Raw genomic sequence first — 16,135 nt, 5'->3', positions numbered from 1 at the left:
CCAAAAATCGTTCAGCGCGCGCAGTCAGGGCGGCAATTGGTTGCCAGAAAGGCGGTGAGCCTGTCTACCACACCGTCAGGCTCAGTGACAAAAGGGGCATGGGCACTGTGTGCAAAGACCTCACTCGGTGAATGAGGTACCCAAGCGTCCATCTGTCCCGCCACGGCGACAGGTACCAACCCGTCGAGGCGACCGTACAACCGCAGCCAAGGTAAGCGAATTGACTGGCATGCTTGACGTAAATCCGCCGAAGCCAGTATTTGCAAACCATCGGCCAGAGCCTGAGGATCCGGTGCAGGTCGTGAAAACACTGCCTGCTTGAGCGCTTTAATGTCTTTCTTCGCAGTGGGCGACCCCATGGCCTGCAGCGCCATAAATCGCTCCACGGTCAAAGAAAAATCCTGCTCAAGCTGTGAGGCAAATGCATTCAGCACCGCGGGTTTAATGCCTCGCCATCCCGGTTCCGCGACAAACTTGGGTGAGCTTGCGACCGTCACGAGCCCCGTCAAACGATGGGGCGCGAGCAGGGCCGCTTGCGTGGCCACCAATCCGCCCAGTGACCAGCCCAACCAAGTTGCTTGCGCTGGTGATTCTTTAAGCAACACTTGTGCCAGTTGTTCTAAATCAAGCCCCGGCTGTGCGGGGCTCAACCCAAATCCGGGCAAGTCAACACAATGAACTCGGTAGTTTGCAGTGAGATACGGCAAGATAAGCGACCAAACAGCACTGTTCATTCCCCAACCATGAATGAGAACCAGATCGGGGCCTTGTCCGTAAGATTGCCAATCACATAACGCCATGCTTTACACTGCCTTTGTACTCTTTTTCATCAGGATGGCTATGATACCAGCAATTCATCCCCCTCGCCTTGCTGGCGTTTGGCAAAGCATTAGGGGCAAATCTTTGCCCCATCAGTGCCCCGTGTGTCGCTTATCCCTCCCTGCCGATCACACCTTGTGCTGCGATGCGTGCTGGGATAAACATCATCAGGCCTACGGGTGTCAATGTTGTGGCTTGCCGGTGCTCACCCCTCAAACACATTGTGGTCAGTGCCTCAGCCATCCACCTGCGTGGCATACGCTTACCGCGATCAGTGCCTACCTCGACCCGCTCCCTGATTTGGTTCACCGCTTTAAATATCAAGGAGACTTCGAGCTGGCCCTTCCGTTCGCCACGCTGCTCAGCGAGAAAATCGACACGCCAGCCCCAGTCTTACTGCCTGTTCCCTTACACTGGCGGCGACGGCTACAACGCGGCTTTAACCAAAGCGCCCATCTGGCATGGGCGCTACAACAGCGGCTCGGCAGCCAAGTCGTCAATCACTATCTAAGGCGTACTCGCCATACCTCGCCTCAGCAAGGGTTGGATAGATCTGCGCGACTGAAGAACCTGCGCGGGGCATTTCGCTTGCACGGTGCATTGCCGGCAGAGCATGTTGCGCTTGTCGACGACGTGGTGACAACCGGAGAAACGGTCAGTCAACTTTGCCGTTTGTTGCGCCGAGCGGGTGCGAAACGGGTCGATATTTATTGTATTGCGCGGACCAAGCTCCCTTGAGATAAACCGCAGTGACCATAAATTAGCCACATTGAACAAGGGGTGATAGCAAGTAAAAACCGGAGTACACTGTACAAAACACACTGGATTAGTCAGGTATTTGTCGTGTCAGAAGTCAAAATTTCAGAAAATGCACAAAGCCACTTTGTGAAGTTGCTTGAGCAACAGCCCGAGGGCACCAATATTCGCGTGTTTGTGGTTAACCCAGGCACGCCAAACGCCGAGTGCGGTGTTTCTTATTGTCCACCCGAAGCAGTAGAAAGCAGCGATACCGAACTCAAATTCAACGGCTTCTCTGCTTTCATTGATGAGCTAAGCCTACCGTTTTTAGACGAAGCGGAAATCGACTTTGTCACCGATAAAATGGGCTCACAGCTGACGCTGAAAGCACCGAATGCGAAAATGCGGAAAGTGGCCTCCGATGCGCCTTTGATGGAGCGTGTTGATTACGTGATTCAAAGCCAAGTCAACCCACAGCTTGCCAGCCATGGCGGCCATGTTAACTTGATTGAAATCACCGATGACGCCGTGGCGATTTTGCAATTCGGTGGCGGTTGCAATGGCTGTTCAATGGTAGACGTGACCTTAAAAGAAGGGATCGAAAAGCAGTTGCTGGCCGAGTTCAGCGGCGAGCTAAAGGGTGTGCGCGATGTGACCGAGCACGCGCGTGGCGATCACTCTTACTATTAAGACGCTGCCCTTCCATCGCAAAAACAGGCCAACTGGCCTGTTTTTTTGTTGATAGGTCTCAGTGCGTGACGTCAAAAAAGCTATCTCGTCGCCAGTGGTAAACAAAGCACACCGCGAGACTGAGCCCTCGTAGCGCCATAAAAGTAAGCATCGCTAACCACAGGGCGTGATTGCCCCAATCTTGCGCTAGCCACCATGCAACAAAAAAGCCGGCGGTGGCGACGAACATCCCATTGCGCATGTCTTTACCCCGCGTCGCACCAATAAAGATACCATCGAGCAAAAAGCACCACATCGACACTAAAGGCATGGCCACTAGCCAAGGTAAATAACGCGCCGCTTGGTCACGCACCGCCTCGATGTCAGAAATCAGCGCAATGATGTGACGGCCTGCCACACCAAATGCCAGCGTGATAGCCAGGCAAATCACCAACGACCAAAACGTGCTACCTATCAATGACACCAACAACGCAGACTTGCTCTGCGCGCCAATCGCTCTACCCACCATTGCCTCCATCGCATAGGCAAAGCCGTCCATTGCAAAAGAAATCAGCATCAGAAAACTCATCAGCACCGCATTGGCGGCCACAATGTCATCACCGAGTGTCGCCCCTTGGAAGGTCATAAAGGTAAACGCCAACTGCAAGCTAAGGCTGCGTAAAAAGATGTCTCGATTAAGCTTAAGCAAGCGGCTCATCCCAGTTAGCCCGCGCTCAAACACCGACCGAACGGTCGGTAACTGACGCGATTGCCAGATACCTTTGACAAAATAGAGCCCCAACATGAGGCCGAGATAATCGGCAGCCACACTCGCTGCAGCAGCTCCTTCGACTTTCATATCGAGACCCACCACAAACAGCAAATCAAGGACAATATTGGCACTGTTAACCACAATCAGCAGCCACATCGGCTGGCGCGCATTTTGCGCCCCCAGTAGCCAACCCATGATCACCAAGTTCATCAAGGTCGCCGGCGCACTAAAGATCCGAATGGAGAAGTACTGGCTCGCGTAATGTTTCACCTCGGCGCTGGCATCACTAAAGTGCATCACCCCCTCTAAAATAGGCACATGCAGCGCGATCAACAGTACAGCCAGCAAGCCCGCTAAGGACGCGCCACGCACAAAGGTGGCCGCCAACTCACGGTTATCACTCGCGCCATAGGCTTGCGCGGTAAACCCGGTGGTCGCCATACGCAAAAAGCCCAACAGCCAAAAGGTCACATTTATCATGGTGCTGCCAACCGCCACACCACCTAAATACCATGCATGGTCTAAGTGGCCGATCACCGCGGCATCCACTAACCCTAACAGGGGGACGGTGATATTGGAGATCACCATAGGTAAAGCCAGCGATAAGACCCGCCAATGAAGCTCACGCTGAGTGAGAGACTGCCACATACTTCCTCGTTCTCAATATTGGACGCCACGCTATGCGTCAGGATGATGTATCATTTTTGATAAAGAACACGATTGCAGCGATAACCGGCAAGGTCAGCGGGTGGCCCTTATCGATGCAGCAGTGTACCATTGCGACAATCTAATCGACGAGCGGCCATTGCACTGCATCAGTTGCATTGCGCCAACTAGGCTCATCACCTCTGTAAAAAAGGAAAGGTTATGCGTGTATTTTTTGCCTGTGTGTTGGCGGTATTGCTAGCGGGTTGCTCGAAAGTGACCAAGCAAAACTACGATCAGCTCGAAGTGGGCATGAGCTATGACGCGGTTGTGAGCCACATTGGCGAGCCTAGCCAATGCGACGACACCATGGGCTTAACCCACTGTGTGTGGGGCGGCGATGGTAAGCATATCAAAGTGTCTTTTGTCGCCGACAAAGCCACCGTGCTGTCGGCGCAAGGGCTAAAGTAGCCCCTTAATAGCGCAACGCGTGGTCGGCAAGGAGCACCACAAAGGTCGCGAAGATATGCCATATCGAGAACTTAAAGGTCTGCCACGCGATGCCTTTTTGCGACTGGGTTTTCAGTCGCCAAGCGTAACCGACAAAGACCAGATTTAACGTGGTCGCCCCTACCAGATACAACCAACCACTCATCCCGGTCAGCCAAGGGAAAATGCCCACGATGACCAGCAGTAGGGTGTAAAGCAAGACCATAGTTTGGGTAAACCCTACCCCATGAGTGACAGGCAGCATCGGCACATCGGCTTTGGCATAATCATGGCGGCGATGTATCGCTAACGCCCAAAAGTGAGGCGGCGTCCACGTAAAAATGATCATCACCAGCAGCAGCGCGTGGGCGTGAAGCTCTCCGGTCACCGCGGTCCAGCCTAGCAAAGGCGGCATTGCACCCGCCAACCCGCCAATCACGATATTTTGCGGGGTCGCGGGTTTAAGCCATTGGGTATACACCAACGCATACCCGACTAGACTGGCAAACGTTAGCCAAGCCGTGAGTGGGTTCAGCCACCAACAGGCAATGAATCCCATCACCATCAGTATCACCGCAAAGGCCAACGCGGCGCCTTGACTGACTCGTCCCTCGGCTACGGGGCGATGGCGGGTACGCTGCATTTTCGTGTCAATTTTCCAGTCGATAACGTGATTAAACACCGCCGCGGCACTGGCTTGCGCACCAATGCCAAATAATCCCACCAGCACCGCCGACCAAGGTGGCCAGCCGGGAGTGGCTAAGCACATGCCCACCAACGCGGTGAGAAGCAACATAGCAACCACACGCGGTTTGGTCAGCTCGTAATAATCACGCCAATTGGCGCCAACCCGTGTCGAAACACTAGCGGTACGTTGAAACTGTGCCATCACGAGCTCCTTGGGATAGTGACGAGGAAAGAGATAAACGCCGAGTGATCAGCAACGTAACCAACAGTGATAATCCCCCTAAGTTGTGTGCCACCGCCACACTCAGCGGCAGTAGCGCAACCACATTGGTCACCCCTAACGTAATTTGCATCGCCAGCACACCACTCACTGCCATTGCCAGCGCGCGCCCCCCAGCACGCCACAGCATCCATGCCCAAGCGAGCACGAATACAGTGACCACCATGGCGCCCAGACGGTGGGTGGCATGAATGGTCACCCGCTCGGCATGGTTCAGCACGCCAAATTGATAGGTTTCGCTAAGAGGACTGACGGGATGAAAAGCGGAGGGGGTGAAAAGCTGCCACCAAGGGCTTTCGCAGATAGGTAGCTGAGTGCAGACGGTGGCGGCATAGTTGGCGGAGGTCCAGCCACCGAGACCGATTTGCACAATCACCGCGACCAAAGCCAACGTGCCCACGCGGCGCGCCGATGACGACATCGAAAACACAGGCAATCGGAGCGCGCCTGTCGCCACCGCCAGCCAAACTAGCAAGCATACCGTGGTGAAACCACCGAGTAAGTGCGCCATCACCACCACCGGCATCAAACTTAAAGTCACGGTCCACATCCCTAGGGCGGCTTGCGCGATGACCACTACACTGAGCAAGGTGGTCAGTGGTCGTAAAGCCTGATAGTCAGGACGTCGCCAGCTGATCCACGCCAACGCAAAAATCGCCAGCCCTAAGGTGCCCGCCACGTAGCGGTGCAACATTTCATTCCATGCTTTATTGATATCAAGCGGCGCATCAGGAAAACGCGACATGGCGACCGATTGCGCGCTTTCACTGGCCGGTACTGCCAAATGGCCATAGCATCCGGGCCAGTCTGGGCAGCCCAGCCCCGCTTCAGTAAGGCGGGTAAACGCGCCAAGCCCAACCACCAGCACGGCCAGTATCAGTGTCGATAAGACGGCGAGTTGGTAGCGACGCGTTGCCATAATCAGCCTACCTTCGACAATTTAAGAAGCCGTTTGAGATCACGCAATAAACCTTTGCCTTGCGCCACCCACTTCGTTTTATCGTCACTGACAGGATAGGCCAGCACCACATTATTCATCGGATCGCTAAGATAAATGGTATTTTTATCAAATGCTTGCTGCTGCCATGCCTGCGCCTGCTCCGTCGTCAGGATTTGCCATGTCAGTACCTCCGGTGCGTTAGGGATCGAGCTTGTCAGTGCCACGCTAGTGACCCGATCGCGCTCTTTGCCGACCGCAATCGGAATTTGTGTTAACTGAAACAGGGCTTGCTCACATACCGAATCACATTGCTCTGGCACTCGGTATATTAATCGCCAATGACCTTGCTCAGGCAACCAATTCAAGGTCGCCGGCTCAGCGAGAAACTGTCCGTAATTAGTGACCCCTTTTTCATACCAGCTTTGCTCTAGCACCAATTTCGCCACCACCACAGGCAGGACAAAAATACCAATCAATGCTAGGAGCGTCATGCGTCCTTTCACACCGCTTCCCTCTGTTTTGTTTTGTGCCACCAGATGCCCGCGCCAATACTGACTGCGAGCGCCATGAGTGCCCATTGCAAGGCATAGCCATAATGTTTTACCGGTGGCATCACCACCGGCTGCCACACCGGCGTAATCCCCGCTTGCGCCAAGGCATCCCGACTCGGCGTGGTCACATCCATCAATGTTTCTGTCCGTATCAACCACTGCGTATTCAGCGTTGTCAGTTGGGCGTTAAGTACTTTTAAATCAATGCGCTGAACCCGAGCGGGCCAGGCGTGCGATGCCGTTTCTTCCTTGAGTACCACCCGCTCAGAGGGTGTATCGACAAAGCCAGACAGTTGGTAGCGCGATGCCAACGCGGGCACGGCCGGCAAGCGGCGCAATGCTGGCGCGGCCACCCAGCCCAATTCCACCAGCCACCATTGCGATGGCTGTTGACTCGGCGATGGCTGTTGGCTCGGCACAAAAGGAAGAAAAAGGCGATAGCCAACCTGACCTTGGTGGGTCTGATTATCCAGCCACACGGCAAATTCAGGGCGAAACTGGCCGTCGAGCGCCAACCGTTGGCCTTTTCGCACCATGCCTGAAAGTGAGTTGGGGGCTTGATTGGCATCAAACTGTGCCAAGTGTTGGGCTTTTTGCACGCCACGCGTCCATTGCCAATGACTTAACTTGACGAGTAGCGCGACCACAACCACAGTCAATATCAGAAACCCCATTCGCCGTCCTTGTTTCATGATTACCTATTGCGCTAAGGAGCGCTTATGCTGGTCAAAGCTATTCTGATTTGTTTGCTGATCTTTATTTTGTTTAACTTATTTCGTGCCATTCCTGTCTTGCTCAATGGCGATCGCTCCGTGCCTTTATCTCGCTTTTTGGGCCGTCGCGTTTTATTTTCCGTCTGTATCTTCTTACTGCTTTTATTGGCGCTCTCAATGGGCTGGATTACCCCCAACCCACGCCCCTATTGAGCTATAAGATGTATACAAAAACGAACAAGCATAACCACACCACATCAACAAAGTGCCAATACCAAGCACTGGCTTGAAAACCAAAGTGTTGTGTCGGCGTGAAGTGGCCGCGTAATACACGTAACCAAATCACAAACAACATGATGGTGCCTAATGTAACGTGTAGGCCATGAAACCCAGTTAATAAATAAAAGGTGTTGCCATAGACCCCAGAGTCGAGACGTAGATCCATTTCTTGGTAAGCATGGATATATTCTTCACCCTGAAAAAACATAAACAATGCGCCTAATAACACCGTGGCCAATAGGAAGCTTTTAATTCGCCCCCGTTGATTTTTCTCCATCGCGGTATGGGCAATCTGGAGCGTCACAGAAGAGGTCAGGAGGATAAAGGTGTTTAACAGCGGTAACCCCATCGCAGGCATCGCAGTGGTTTCAATCCCGCCCGGGGTCAACGTGAGTGGCCACTGAGCGACGAAATCTGGCCACAATACCGCGGCCGTCATCGCATTGTTACTCGCGCCCCCCAGCCACGGAACGGCGATAAAGCGGGCATAAAAGAGCGCACCAATAAAGGCGCCAAAAAACATCACTTCAGAGAAAATAAACCAACTCATTCCTTGGCGAAAAGAGCGGTCCATTTGGGCCGAGTACAGCCCTTGCATGGATTCGCGGATCACGTCGCGAAACCAACCGGTGAGCATAACCAAAATAAGTACGGTGCCGGCCAGCAACAGCCAAGGGCCATTGCCACCAAATAAACCGCCCACCGTGGCACCTGCGCCAGCGGCAATCAAGAACAGCGCCACCGCACCAACAATCGGCCAAATACTCGCCGCAGGGACATAATAACGTTCAGGCGTCGCCATGAGCGCCTCCTTATTCCTTGGCGCTGGCGGTCACATCAAACAAGGTGTAGGCCAGCGTTAAGTGGTTAATGTCATCCGGCAGCTCAGGATCCACGTAAAACACGAGGGGCAAAGCCGCATCCTCGCCACGCGGTAAAGGCTGACGGTTAAAACAAAAGCATTCAATTTTGTTCAAGTATTGCGCGGCTATCCCGGGTGAGACCGAAGGCACCGCTTGGCCAATGGTGTCATAGCGCGCATTGTTGGTGGCTAGGTAGTTGATGGTATGGGTTTCACCGGGGTGTACCTGCATACGTTTAACTTGGGGCTCGAACGTCCAGCGCATTCCCGGGTTGATGTAGGCAATAAATTCAATGGTCACCAAGCGATCTTGGTCAATACCCGCACTGGATGCGGCGGCCTCATTGTCGGTTTTACCGTTGATCCCAGTGACTTCACAGAACACGTCATACAAAGGCACCAAGGCAAAGGCAAAGCCAAACATCGCCACGGCGAGCAGCAGTAAGCGGCGCACGGAGCGCGCAGACTCAGTGGCCATGGCGCGTCTCCTCTAGATCCGGTGGTGTCTCAAAGGTGTGATACGGTGCGGGTGAAGGCACGGTCCACTCCAGCCCTTCGGCACCCTCCCACGGCTTCGCCGCAGCAGGTTCACCGCCGCGCGCGCATTTGATCACCACCACGAGGAAAATAAGTTGCGATAAACCAAAGGCAAAGCCACCGATGCTGACAATGGCGTTCACATCGGCAAACTGCAGGGCATAATCGGGGATCCGGCGTGGCATCCCCGCCAGTCCCAGAAAGTGCATGGGGAAGAAAAGCACATTGACCGAAATCACCGAGCACCAAAAGTGCCACTTGGCCAAGGTTTCATTAAACATATGGCCGGTCCACTTGGGGAGCCAGTAGTAAGCCGCAGCCATAATCGAGAACACCGCCCCCGAAACCAGCACATAGTGGAAATGCGCGACCACAAAATAAGTATCGTGATACTGAAAATCGACCGGCGTGATTGCCAGCATCAAGCCCGAAAACCCGCCGATGGTGAACAGCACAATAAAGGCAATTGCAAACAACATGGGTACTTCAAAGGTCAAGGATCCCCGCCACATGGTGGCGACCCAGTTAAAGACTTTCACCCCAGTCGGCACCGAGATCAGCATGGTGCAGAACATGAAAAACAATTCGGCAAACACAGGCATCCCGGTGGTGAACATATGGTGCGCCCACACCAAAAAGCTTAACCCCGCAATCGAGGCGGTGGCATACACCATCGAGCTATAGCCGAACAGGCGCTTCCGTGAAAACGCAGGGACAATGGCCGAGATAATGCCAAAGCTTGGCAAAATCATGATGTAGACCTCGGGGTGACCAAAGAACCAGAAAATATGCTGAAACAAAACTGGATCGCCGCCCCCCGCGGCATCGAAAAAGCTGGTCCCAAAGTATTTATCGGTAAGCACCATGGTGGCTGCGCCCGCCAATACGGGCATCACTGCAATGAGCAAAAAGGCGGTGATCAGCCACGTCCAAACAAACAGCGGCATTTTCATGTAGGTCATGCCCGGCGCACGCATATTGGTGATGGTGACAATCACATTGATGGCCCCCATGATCGAGCTTATCCCCATAATATGCAGGGCGAAGACAAACAGGCCAGTACTGTCTGGGCTATAAGTGGTCGACAGCGGCGCGTAAAACGTCCAGCCAAAGTTAGGGCCGCCGCCTTCCATAAACAAGGAACCAATAAGCAGTAAAAACGCGAACGGCAGGATCCAAAAGCTCCAGTTATTCATCCGCGGCAGCGCCATGTCCGGCGCCCCTATCATCATCGGCACCATCCAGTTAGCCAAACCGGTAAACGCGGGCATCACCGCGCCAAACACCATGATCAGGCCGTGTACTGTAGTCATTTGGTTGAAAAAGTTAGGCTCAACCAGTTGCAGGCCGGGCTGGAAAAGCTCAGCACGAATAACCATCGCCATCGCCCCACCCAGTAAAAACATGGTGAAGCTAAAAATCAGATACATGGAGCCAATATCTTTGTGGTTGGTGGTCAACACCCAACGCATGATCCCACGCGGTTTGTGGTGATGATCGTCATGCAAGGTATCTGGGGTAGTATCTGTCATCACGCGCTCCTAAAGATCTTCACCTGACTTCACCGCGTTGATTTGCGCAGCTTGTACGGTATCACCGGTGTCATTGCCCCACGCATTGCGCTCATAGGTCACCACCGCCGCCAATTCTTTGAGCGACAATTGCGGACCAAACGCTTGCATGGCGGTGCCTGCTTTGCCGTTGACGACAATATCAATATGATCGACCAACCTATCCGGTTGAATGGCAATCTCAGCGCCGGCCAACGCGGGGAACACGCCCGGCATCCCTTGTCCTTCGCTTTGGTGACACATGCCACAGCGGCTGTCATACACCTCTTTGCCAAGTGCCATCAGCTCATCCATCGGCATTTCCATGTCCAGCAAACGTTGCTCCTCTTCGCGCGCTTTTTGCTGTGCTAGCGCCGTTTTTTGCACCCAAGCATCAAATTCCTCTTGCGGCTTGGCGATCACCACAATCGGCATAAAGCCGTGGTCTTTACCGCACAGCTCTGCACATTGGCCGCGATAAATGCCGGGCTTATCAATTTTGGTCCATGCCTCATTAATAAAACCGGGGTTAGCGTCTTTCTTCACCGCAAAGGCGGGCACCCACCACGAATGAATCACATCTTGTGAGGTGATTAAAAAGCGCACCTTGCGCCCGACTGGCAACACCAGAGGCTGATCGACCTCGAGTAAATAGGTGTCACGCTTTTGTCTTTCATTGCGGATTTGTTCGGGGCTGGAGGCAAGCAGAGAAAAAAAGGCAACGTCATGGTCAAAATAGCGGTAATGCCATTTCCATTGTGAGCCCGTGACCTGCACCGTCAGGTCCGGCTCGGTGGTGTCTTCCATATCGAGTAACACTCGGGTGGCCGGAATTGCCATACCCACCAAAATCAAAAACGGCACGAGCGTCCACGCAATTTCTACCTTAGTGCTTTCATGGAATGAGGCAGGTTTAGCGCCTTTGGATTTACGATGGCGGATAATGGCCCAAAACATCACCCCGAACACCAGCACACCAATCGCAACGCAGATATAAAAGATGGTCATGTGCAGGTCATACACCTGCTGACTGATGGCCGTGACCCCTTGGGTGAGGTTCCAACCTTCTCGTTCTGCAGCATGCACACCCACTGCAGGAAGGAGCATTGTCCCTATCAAAAGTAGTAATCGGCGCCTCAACACGGCTTCCTCCTGCCTCACTCATGACTGACGCTGGCGAGAATACGCACAGATACAATCACTAACGATAGTTAACGTTTTATTTACAATTAAGTTAGGCAAGGATGGCGAAAAGGACAAAGAATCGCGGCGAAAAAGATCATAAAGCCAGACACGTGCCCACCTAGTGTGAGCACGACGGCAGAAAAACGATAGTGCGAAAAGCTATAACTCGATATGAAGGACAACAGGCGTGAAACGGAGACGATAGCGTGGCATGGCCGCTAATGCACGTTGCCACAACCGCCAACGGGGACAGGGTTTATCGAGCGGTGATTTTTCTTCTACACGGCACGCCCACGGCAATGCGTTCACGATCGCCATTCTCGGGTCGGCAAAACCATGTTGGTACTGTTCGCAGCCCAGCTTTTGTCCCATGCGAGTATGACATTTGTCCCCCGCCAGCACTAAACATGCTTCCATTTGCGGAAAGTGGCGGCTGATATGATGGCAAAAGGCTGAAATTTCGCGGTTACTGCACTCCAGTAAGGCTTGGTCACAAATTAGCATGGTGGGGTGACCGGCAGGTACCGCTAACTGATCCAGCCAATCAAGCTGCCTGACCGAGCCCTGCACCATCCGAAACCGTTCACTGGTATGAAAGAGTCGCTCACGCCAGAGTAAGGTTTCGTCGACATCTACTTCTAGCCAACGGCAACGGCCATTGTCGAGACGGTAAAAACGGGTATCGAGTCCGCCTCCCACGTTGATAATCCACGCGGTGGGATGCTGGGCTAAGAATTGTTTTACAATCGCATCACATTGACTGGTAAGCGTGGCATAAAGCAACTGGGTTTGATCCAAGTTGTGCCAATCACATTCAGGCTGGAGAACACATCCCTGACAGGCTGCAGCCGCCACCGGATCGTAAATCACCCCATCATCGGTAAGGCTCTCACGGCTGCGCAGCCACATCGGCTTAAATAGCTTGCTAGGAACAGAATGCTGTTGAGTACGCACGGACACCTCCACATACGATAATTATAGATGATAATAATTATCGTTTGCTTGAGCAATAATGCAAAGGTGTTTTTTTAACCGCGGTCAAATCACGGGCGAGCGGCGACCGTGCCAGAAACCTATTACATCCAATCGGCGTTACGGATCACACCCACAGCCACGCCTTCAATGGTCAGTGATTGTGCGGTTAAATCCACCGAGATCGGCATAAATTCATCATTTTCAGCGTGCAATACCACTTGCGCGCCTTTTTTCTCAAGACGCTTCACGGTCACATCGTCATCAACGCGAGCAACAACGACTTGGCCATTGTGCACATCTTGGGTCTTGTGCACCGCCAGTAAATCGCCATCTAGGATGCCGATGTCTTTCATGCTCATGCCATTGACGCGTAATAAAAAGTCAGCGCGCGGTTTGAACAAGGCAGGGTCAACTTGGTAATGACTTTCGACATGCTCTTGCGCCAATATCGGCTCACCAGCCGCCACGCGACCAATCAGCGGCAAACCTTGATCTTCTGGGGCGACCACTTCTTCTTCGCAAATCAAACGAATGCCTCGTGACGCGCCGGGAATAATCTCCAGCACCCCTTTACGGGCTAAGGCTTTTAGATGCTCTTCCGCCGCGTTCGCGGAACGAAAACCCAACTGACGAGCAATCTCGGCACGGGTCGGCGGCATCCCTGTCTCTTCGATATGGGCTTTGATTAAATCAAAAACCTGCTGTTGTCTCGCGGTTAACGGCTTCATGCTCTTACCTGTCTTTTTATACAGTTAACTGTGAGTATATCCAGTAATTAAATGCTTGAAAAGGCCTAATTCGCGCAGCGAGAAGCGGATCTCATTGTGGCTTGAAACGGCGGGTTAGCGTAATTTCCCGACCTTTCGTTGCGAGTTCGCCGTACTTTTCTGCTATCCTTGGCGCGCATTTTGATTTTGAGGCGCTAACCGTTATGGCTCTCTGGCAAAAACTCTATTATAAGCTATTGAATTTGCCGCTCTCTGCATGGGTAAAAACCCACTGTATTCCATCCGAACCAATTGAGCAGCTCAATCTATCGTTAACACGGCCCATCGTCTATGTGCTGCCGTTTCACTCCCACACGGATTTGCTGACCCTCAGGCGCACCTGTTTGCGTCAAGGGCTACCTGATCCGTTAAAGCCCCTTACCATTGGGGATACTACCTTGCCGCGCTACGTGTTTATTAGCCACGGCCGTAAGGTATTTAGTGGTCAGCAAGATTTACCTGCCCGTTCATTGGCGCATTTTAAAGATTTACTCAATCTTCATCGTCAAGATAGTGAGCTAGATATTCAGCTCGTCCCCGCCTCGGTGCTGTGGCAACGGGACCCGGGCAACGAAACGCAGCGTGATCAAGCGATTTTGCGCGCCATGAATGGCCCTGAGAAACTGTGGACCATTCTGACCCGTGGCCGTGATGGCATGGTGCGTATCAGCCAAGCGGTATCGCTACGCTATATGGCCGACAAGCACGGCACCGACCAAGCGATCGCGCATAAACTCGCGCGGGTGGCGATGATCCACTTCTCGCGTCAAAAACTCGCTGCCTCGGGACCTCGCCTCCCGAATCGCGCCTTACTCTTTAAGCGTCTGCTGGCGTCGAAAGCGATCGACAAAGTGGTTCATGATGAAGCGCAAAGCCGCAATGTTTCGGTTGAGAAAGTGCGCAAAGAAGCGGTCGATATGATGGAAGAGATCGCCGCCAACTTCTCCTATCGCTTGATTCGCTATAGTGATCGCCTGCTGACTTGGTTGTGGAACAAGCTATACCAAGGCATCAATGTCAATAACGCCGAGCGCGTGCGTCAGTTGGCGCAAGACGGCCATGAAATTGTCTATGTGCCCTGCCACCGCTCACACATGGACTACTTATTGCTGTCGTATGTGCTGTATAAAGAAGGGCTGGTACCGCCGCATATTGCCGCCGGCGTAAACCTTAACTTCTTCCCGGCTGGGCCCTTATTCCGCCGTGGTGGCGCCTTCTTTATTCGTCGCAGCTTTAAAGGCAACCGCCTGTATTCCACCGTTTTCCGTGAATACCTGGCAGAGTTATTTGCCCGCGGCTATTCGGTCGAGTACTTCTCCGAGGGCGGCCGCTCACGCACAGGCCGCTTGCTACCGGCGAAAACGGGGATGCTTGCCATGACCTTGCAAGCCATGCTTCGCGGTCAACAACGCCCAATCACCTTGGTGCCCGTCTATATTGGCTACGAACACGTGATGGAGGTCAGCACCTACGCCAAAGAGCTGCAAGGCCAACGCAAAGAGAAAGAAAGCTTTGGTCAAGTGGTAGGCATTGTGCGCAAGCTGCGTGACTACGGACTGGGGTACGTCAACTTTGGCGAGCCTATTCCACTGAACCAACACCTAAACGACAAGGTGCCGGACTGGCATGATTACATCAATCCGATCGAGCCGCAGAAACCCGCTTGGATGAACCCAGTGGTCAATGACTTGGCTGAAAAAGTGATGACTCGGATTAACGATGCGGCCGCCACTAATGCCCTGACCCTTTGTGCCACCGCGCTGCTGGCCTCGCGCCAGCGCGCCTTAAGCCGTGAGGCATTGGAGACCCAACTGGCGGTGTATCAACAGCTGCTTACACAAGCGCCGTATTCGGCCTGTTGCAGTGTGCCGCAAGACAGTCCCGCGGACTTAGTCGACCATGCGTTGTCACTGAATAAGTTTGTGGTCGAGAAAGACACCATGGGCGATGTGATCTCGCTGAACCGTCAGCAAGCGATTTTGATGACCTATTATCGCAACAACGTGATCCATTTGGTGGCGCTGCCTTCATTGATTGCGCAGATCCTGATCACCCACAAAACCATCAGCCAAAGTGGCTTACGCGCCTGCGTACAGCAGCTTTATCCGCTGCTCAAAGCCGAGCTGTTTATGAGTTTTGACCAAGCCAGCTTAGATAGCTACTTTGATGCGCTATTGCATGCTATGCAGGCACAGTCGCTGATTTGTTGTAACGACGATAAAGTGACCATGAACAATGCCAAGCTGGGTGAGTTGCAATTGCTGGGGCGTACCATCGTCGAAACCTTGCAGCGCTATGCAATTACGTTGACCTTGTACACCCACCAGCCGCATATTGAAAAGCGTGAACTGGAAAAACACAGCCAAATGTTGGCACAGCGTTTAAGCCGCCTACACGGGATCAACGCGCCAGAGTTTTTTGATAAAGGCGTGTTCAGTACCTTTGTGGATACACTCCGTGAGCAAGGCTATCTCGATGATGATGCCAAAGCCAATGCTGAGCGCATCCAAGCACTGAATGATTTGGTATGTGGGCTGATTTCACCGGAAGTCCAGCTCACCATTCAGGCCGTGCTGAACCAGCCACTGACGGGCCGCGCAGAAAACACCGAGTCCGATAGCGGGCAATAAGCACCCGATATTGAGCACTAAAAAAGGCGCATGATGCGCCTTTTTTA

General features: G+C 53.1%; 17 protein-coding genes. 5 read left to right on the top strand and 12 right to left on the bottom strand.

Annotated features, from left to right (window positions below; translation table 11 throughout):
• Nucleotides 1-11 precede the first annotated feature (11 nt).
• A complete protein-coding gene (bioH, locus tag BZJ19_RS02600; RefSeq protein WP_077639828.1) occupies nucleotides 12-800 on the bottom strand; it encodes a pimeloyl-ACP methyl ester esterase BioH in 789 nt (262 codons plus the stop codon).
• Between the two features lie 40 nt (nucleotides 801-840).
• On the opposite strand from bioH, the gene BZJ19_RS02595 reads away from it, so the two are divergent.
• Nucleotides 841-1,557 (top strand): ComF family protein, encoded by a 717-nt coding sequence (locus tag BZJ19_RS02595; protein ID WP_077674525.1) that lies wholly within the window; start codon nucleotides 841-843, stop codon nucleotides 1,555-1,557.
• A gap of 105 nt (nucleotides 1,558-1,662) precedes the next feature.
• Entirely contained in the window at nucleotides 1,663-2,247 is a 585-nt protein-coding gene (gene nfuA / locus BZJ19_RS02590) for a Fe-S biogenesis protein NfuA (protein ID WP_077455024.1), read from the top strand.
• 58 nt (nucleotides 2,248-2,305) lie between these two features.
• Here the strand turns inward: nfuA and dinF are convergent, their stop codons facing one another.
• Nucleotides 2,306-3,646: an MATE family efflux transporter DinF gene (dinF, locus tag BZJ19_RS02585; protein WP_077455023.1), complete on the bottom strand. Its 1,341-nt coding sequence runs from the start codon at nucleotides 3,644-3,646 to the stop codon at nucleotides 2,306-2,308.
• 219 nt (nucleotides 3,647-3,865) lie between these two features.
• On the opposite strand from dinF, the gene BZJ19_RS02580 reads away from it, so the two are divergent.
• Nucleotides 3,866-4,114: a DUF3862 domain-containing protein gene (locus BZJ19_RS02580; protein WP_069589015.1), complete on the top strand. Its 249-nt coding sequence runs from the start codon at nucleotides 3,866-3,868 to the stop codon at nucleotides 4,112-4,114.
• Nucleotides 4,115-4,118: 4 nt separating this feature from the next.
• On the opposite strand, the gene cyoE is transcribed toward BZJ19_RS02580, so the two are convergent.
• From cyoE to BZJ19_RS02560, 4 genes are read right to left on the bottom strand one after another with little or no spacing between them, the layout of a single operon-like run.
• Nucleotides 4,119-5,021 carry a heme o synthase gene (cyoE, locus tag BZJ19_RS02575; RefSeq protein WP_077455022.1) on the bottom strand — a complete coding sequence of 301 codons (903 nt, stop codon included), beginning with the start codon at nucleotides 5,019-5,021 and terminating at the stop codon, nucleotides 4,119-4,121.
• A complete protein-coding gene (locus tag BZJ19_RS02570) occupies nucleotides 4,996-6,018 on the bottom strand; it encodes a COX15/CtaA family protein (protein WP_077674524.1) in 1,023 nt (340 codons plus the stop codon). The genes cyoE and BZJ19_RS02570 overlap by 26 nt, the downstream gene beginning before the upstream one ends.
• A 2-nt stretch (nucleotides 6,019-6,020) precedes the next feature.
• The gene (locus BZJ19_RS02565) at nucleotides 6,021-6,530 is read right to left on the bottom strand and encodes a hypothetical protein (RefSeq protein ID WP_077674605.1); all 510 of its coding nucleotides are present in this window, start codon (nucleotides 6,528-6,530) and stop codon (nucleotides 6,021-6,023) included.
• Nucleotides 6,531-6,538: 8 nt separating this feature from the next.
• Nucleotides 6,539-7,264: an SURF1 family protein gene (locus BZJ19_RS02560; protein ID WP_157891154.1), complete on the bottom strand. Its 726-nt coding sequence runs from the start codon at nucleotides 7,262-7,264 to the stop codon at nucleotides 6,539-6,541.
• A gap of 45 nt (nucleotides 7,265-7,309) precedes the next feature.
• On the opposite strand from BZJ19_RS02560, the gene BZJ19_RS02555 reads away from it, so the two are divergent.
• Entirely contained in the window at nucleotides 7,310-7,516 is a 207-nt protein-coding gene (locus BZJ19_RS02555; RefSeq protein WP_077455019.1) for a DUF2909 family protein, read from the top strand.
• Nucleotide 7,517: 1 nt separating this feature from the next.
• Here the strand turns inward: BZJ19_RS02555 and BZJ19_RS02550 are convergent, their stop codons facing one another.
• The 6 genes from BZJ19_RS02550 to lexA form a co-directional block, all read right to left on the bottom strand.
• Nucleotides 7,518-8,384: a cytochrome c oxidase subunit 3 gene (locus tag BZJ19_RS02550; RefSeq protein WP_077674522.1), complete on the bottom strand. Its 867-nt coding sequence runs from the start codon at nucleotides 8,382-8,384 to the stop codon at nucleotides 7,518-7,520.
• A 10-nt stretch (nucleotides 8,385-8,394) separates the two neighbouring features.
• Complete coding sequence (locus BZJ19_RS02545; RefSeq protein WP_077674521.1) at nucleotides 8,395-8,922, bottom strand: cytochrome c oxidase assembly protein; 528 nt, start codon at nucleotides 8,920-8,922, stop codon at nucleotides 8,395-8,397.
• Complete coding sequence (ctaD, locus tag BZJ19_RS02540; protein ID WP_077674520.1) at nucleotides 8,912-10,513, bottom strand: cytochrome c oxidase subunit I; 1,602 nt, start codon at nucleotides 10,511-10,513, stop codon at nucleotides 8,912-8,914. Before ctaD ends, BZJ19_RS02545 begins: the two co-directional genes overlap by 11 nt.
• A 9-nt stretch (nucleotides 10,514-10,522) precedes the next feature.
• Nucleotides 10,523-11,638, bottom strand: coding sequence for a cytochrome c oxidase subunit II (coxB, locus tag BZJ19_RS02535; protein WP_077674519.1), 1,116 nt, complete (start codon nucleotides 11,636-11,638; stop codon nucleotides 10,523-10,525).
• 237 nt (nucleotides 11,639-11,875) lie between these two features.
• A complete protein-coding gene (locus tag BZJ19_RS02530) occupies nucleotides 11,876-12,670 on the bottom strand; it encodes a class I SAM-dependent methyltransferase (RefSeq protein ID WP_420876422.1) in 795 nt (264 codons plus the stop codon).
• Between the two features lie 122 nt (nucleotides 12,671-12,792).
• Nucleotides 12,793-13,419, bottom strand: a complete 627-nt coding sequence (lexA, locus tag BZJ19_RS02525; RefSeq protein WP_069589035.1) for a transcriptional repressor LexA — start codon at nucleotides 13,417-13,419, stop codon at nucleotides 12,793-12,795.
• Nucleotides 13,420-13,622: 203 nt separating this feature from the next.
• Here lexA and plsB point away from each other — a divergent pair, with 203 nt between their 5' ends.
• Complete coding sequence (gene plsB, locus BZJ19_RS02520; RefSeq protein WP_077674518.1) at nucleotides 13,623-16,088, top strand: glycerol-3-phosphate 1-O-acyltransferase PlsB; 2,466 nt, start codon at nucleotides 13,623-13,625, stop codon at nucleotides 16,086-16,088.
• The last annotated feature ends 47 nt before the right edge of the window (nucleotides 16,089-16,135 follow it).

The organism is Salinivibrio proteolyticus (genome assembly GCF_001996165.1).
Classification (GTDB): domain Bacteria; phylum Pseudomonadota; class Gammaproteobacteria; order Enterobacterales; family Vibrionaceae; genus Salinivibrio; species Salinivibrio proteolyticus.
The sequence above is the reverse complement of the archived record's forward strand: the minus strand, read 5'-3'. Positions and strand labels throughout refer to the sequence as shown.